This window comes from Candidatus Cloacimonadota bacterium, assembly GCA_020532085.1.
Taxonomy (GTDB): Bacteria; Cloacimonadota; Cloacimonadia; order Cloacimonadales; family Cloacimonadaceae; genus Syntrophosphaera.
On sequence record JAJBAV010000079.1, the window covers coordinates 1 to 3858 of the forward strand.

At 56.3% G+C, this 3858-nt stretch carries 4 protein-coding genes; all 4 read right to left on the reverse strand.

The window, feature by feature from the left end:
- Positions 1–515: tryptophan synthase subunit alpha (gene trpA, locus LHW45_11100; protein ID MCB5286115.1), on the reverse strand; the 515-nt coding region annotated here is incomplete at its 3' end.
- A complete protein-coding gene (gene trpB / locus LHW45_11105) occupies positions 512–2317 on the reverse strand; it encodes a tryptophan synthase subunit beta (protein MCB5286116.1) in 1806 nt (601 codons plus the stop codon). The genes trpA and trpB, both read right to left, overlap by 4 nt.
- A complete protein-coding gene (trpC, locus tag LHW45_11110) occupies positions 2314–3102 on the reverse strand; it encodes an indole-3-glycerol phosphate synthase TrpC (protein ID MCB5286117.1) in 789 nt (262 codons plus the stop codon). The genes trpB and trpC overlap by 4 nt, the downstream gene beginning before the upstream one ends.
- A 6-nt stretch (positions 3103–3108) precedes the next feature.
- Positions 3109–3858, reverse strand: a 750-nt coding sequence (gene trpD, locus LHW45_11115; protein ID MCB5286118.1) for an anthranilate phosphoribosyltransferase, incomplete at its 5' end; no start/stop codon positions are given.

The window sequence follows — 3858 nt, forward strand, 5'->3', positions numbered from 1 at the left end:
GAGGAGACGATGTACACGAAACCTTCGGCTTCTCCCGCGATCATCGATATGCGGTCTTCCGACGTGGGCGCGATCATCGAAATGAGGTCCAAACCATGTCTGCGGCATGCCGGGCCGAACTCGCCCTTCTCTTCGAACGGCACATCGGGCAGAATCAGCCCGTCTATGCCTATCTCCTCGCAAATGGACACGAACCTCTCGGTACCGTACGAGAATACGACGTTCGCGTATGTCATGAACACCATGGGCACATCGACGTCACTTCGTATCTCGCGTACCATATCGAAGATCTTGTCCGTGGTGACTCCGTTCTTCAATGCGCGTGCGTTGGCGGCCTGGATCACCGCCCCCTCTGCCGTCGGGTCCGAGAAGGGTATGCCCAGTTCGACGAGGTCCGCACCGCTCCTGACCATCTCCTTCACGGCCTTTTTGGTCGTCTCGAGGTCCGGGTCCCCGCAGGTGATGAACGCGATGAAGGCCTTGCCGTCGGCGAACGCATCTCCGATCCTGCTCATTCTCCCACGTCCTGTCCTCTGTATCTCGCGATCGCCGCACAATCTTTGTCTCCGCGGCCGGAAAGCGTGACCACCAGCAGGTCGTCCTTTTTCATTTCGGGAGCCATCTTCATCGCGTATGCCAAAGCGTGCGCCGATTCTATCGCGGGGATTATGCCTTCCTTCTTAGAAAGATACTCGAACGCGTCGACAGCCTCCTCGTCCGTGACGGGAACATACTCTGCCCGGCGGACATCATGCAGCCACGAATGTTCAGGCCCTATTCCAGGGTAGTCGAGCCCAGCCGAAATCGAATACACGGGGGCGATCTGCCCGTATCCGTCCTGACAGAAATAGGATTTCATCCCGTGGAATATGCCGGGGCGCCCGGTGTTGATGGTTGCCGCGGTCTCGAAGGAATCGATCCCGCGACCTGCCGCTTCGCATCCTATCAGACGGACCTTCTCATCGTTTATGAATTCATAGAACGAGCCGATTGCATTTGAGCCGCCTCCGACACATGCGATGACGGCGTCGGGAAGCCTCCCCTCTTTTTCCAGGATCTGCTGTTTTATCTCTCTGCCTATGACGCTTTGGAAATCCCTCACCATCGTCGGGAACGGATGGGGCCCCATGACGGACCCAATGCAGTAATGGGTGTCCCCTATGCGGGAGGTCCATTCACGCATAGTCTCGGAAACGGCATCCTTTAGAGTTCCCGTACCCGATTCCACAGGTATAACTTCGGCTCCGAGGAGATTCATCTTGTAGACATTCAGGGCCTGTCGTTCCATGTCGTTGGTTCCCATGAACACCACGCATTCCATTCCCAGTAGGGCGGCGGCCGTCGCGGTCGCCGTCCCGTGCTGTCCGGCCCCCGTCTCGGCTATCAGGCGGGTCTTGCCCATCTTCTTGGCCAGAAGCGCCTGCCCCAGCACATTGTTGATCTTGTGTGCGCCGGTGTGGTTCAGGTCTTCGCGTTTCAGATAGATCTTCGCTCCGCCGAGGTCATCGGACATCCGTTCTGCGAAGTACAGCCTGCTGGGCCTTCCGGCGTATTCGCAGAGGAGCGCATTCAGCTCGGAGACGAATGCCGGGTCCGTCTTGTATTGTTCGTACGCCTTCTCTAGCTCGATCACCGCGTTCATCAGGGTCTCGGGCATGTATTGTCCCCCGTATTCTCCGAATCTTCCTTTTTTTGTCATATGAGCATCTTCTCTGTCTGTTCTTCTCACGGATCCGATGAACTGTTCCATCTTCCGACTGTCCTTCCTTCCGTCCGTTTCCACTCCGGAACTGGTGTCGACGGCATACGGGCGGAACGTTCTCACGATTTCCGACACATTGTTCGGGTCCAGTCCTCCTGCGAAGAAGAACGGGCGGCGGCACTTGTCGACGAGCGTCCCGTCGAACCGCTCTCCCGTGCCGCCGGCTCCGTTATCCAGCAATATGAAGTCCGCAGGAGATTCTATCGCTCTTTCGAAATCGCTTCTGCTGCTTATTCCGAACGCCTTCACCACCGGTACGCCGGTCTTTTTGCGCATGTCTTCAATGAAGGCGTCGTCCTCGCCTCCATGGAGCTGTATCATACCGATGGTCTTATTTTTCACCAGGCCGATGATGTATTCTTCAGGCTGGTCGACGAAAACTCCCACGGTGGCAACTCTGCGGTCCATCAAAGAACGCAGGCGGGTGGCCGTTTCACCCTTCACACATCTGCGGCTCTTTTCGGAGAACACGAACCCTGCGTAATCCGGGAGCAGGGCGTTGACGCACTCGACGTCCTCCGGCGTCCGGATGCCGCATATCTTGATCTTCGTCATGTGGTCCCTCTGAGTTCGTCGAGTTTTTTCTTCTTGTCATGGGAGCGCATCAGCGTTTCTCCGATAAGCACCCCGTCCACCTTGGACATGCGGAGGATGTCGATGTCGTTCGGACAGTTTATTCCGCTTTCGGCGATGAAAAGCACGTCCGGCGGCACGATCTCCCTCAGTCTTCTGCTGTTATCGAGGTCGACGGTGAAATCGTTCAGATTCCTGTTGTTCACGCCTATCATCCTCGCGCCCGCGTCCAGAGCCGACGATATCTCCTGCTCGTCGTGCGCTTCCACCAGTGCGGACATGCCCAGGTCGTCGCAGGTCCCAACATATCTTTCGAGTTCCGCATTCTCGGTGATCGAGCATATCAGAAGCACCGCCGAGGCGCCCAGGGTCTTCGCTTCATAGATCATGTACTCGTCGACCGTGAAGTCTTTCCTCAGACACGGCACGGATACGGCGGAGGCAATCTTCTTTAGATGCTCATTGTCTCCTAAGAACCACTTAGGCTCGGTCAGTACAGATATGCATGATGCACCTGCGGATTCGTATTCTCCGGCTATCTTCTCGAAGGGGTATTCCGTAACGATCCTGCCTTTAGACGGCGAAGCCTGTTTGCATTCGCAGATGAACGATATGCCGTCTCCTGTCAGTGCCTTCTCGAAGGGGAATCCGGTATCGCATTCCATCGAGGACGCCGAATCCCGCATTTCCCGGAATGAAAAACGGCCCTTCGATTCTGCGACGCGGACCCTGGCATAATCGGCAATGGTCTGCAGGATATCCGTCATTTCCGCTCACCTGTTCGAGGCTTTTACAAATTCGTCCAATTTGGACGCTGCCGCGCCCTCGTCTATCATCTCTGCCGCGAGATCCATCCCTTGGCCGATGTCCACAGCTTTCCCGGCGATATACAACGCCGAGCCCGCATTCATCAGCACGGCGTTGCGACGGGCCCCCCTCTCACCGTTCAGTATCGAACGAGTGACGGCCGCGTTCTGGGCAGGCGTGCCTCCGGCGAGGTCTTCCCGTTTTCCCATCGGAATGCCGAATTCATCGGGCGACATCTCGAAAGACCTATAATATCCGTTTTTTATCTCGCATACCGTGGTCGGGGCGCCGACGGATATCTCGTCCAGCTTGTCTTGTCCGTACACTACCATCCCATGTTCAACACCGAGTTTCATCAGAACCTTGGCCAAAGGTTCAACCAGCGATTCGCTGTAAACTCCCAGCAGCTGCATGGACGGAGACGCCGGATTGGTCAGAGGGCCGAGGATGTTGAACACGGTACGGAATCCCAGCTCCTTTCTTATCGAACCGACATACTTCATCGATGTGTGATATTTCTGTGCGAAGATGAAACAAATCCCGATATCTTCGAGCAGTTCGACGCATTTCTGCGACGATAGGTCGATATTCACGCCCAACGCTTCCAGGCAATCTGCCGTTCCGCATCTCGACGAGGCCGCGCGGTTGCCGTGTTTTGCGATCTTGACGCCCGCCGCTGCGGCGACAAGTGCCGAAGTCGTCGAGATGTTGAAACT

What these genes read in the sequence shown, in the direction of transcription:
- trpB (MCB5286116.1), bottom strand. Translation starts at nt 2,317, where the DNA reads ATGACGAAGATCAAGATATGCGGCATCCGGACGCCGGAGGACGTCGAG.
- trpC (MCB5286117.1), bottom strand. Translation starts at nt 3,102, where the DNA reads ATGACGGATATCCTGCAGACCATTGCCGATTATGCCAGGGTCCGCGTC.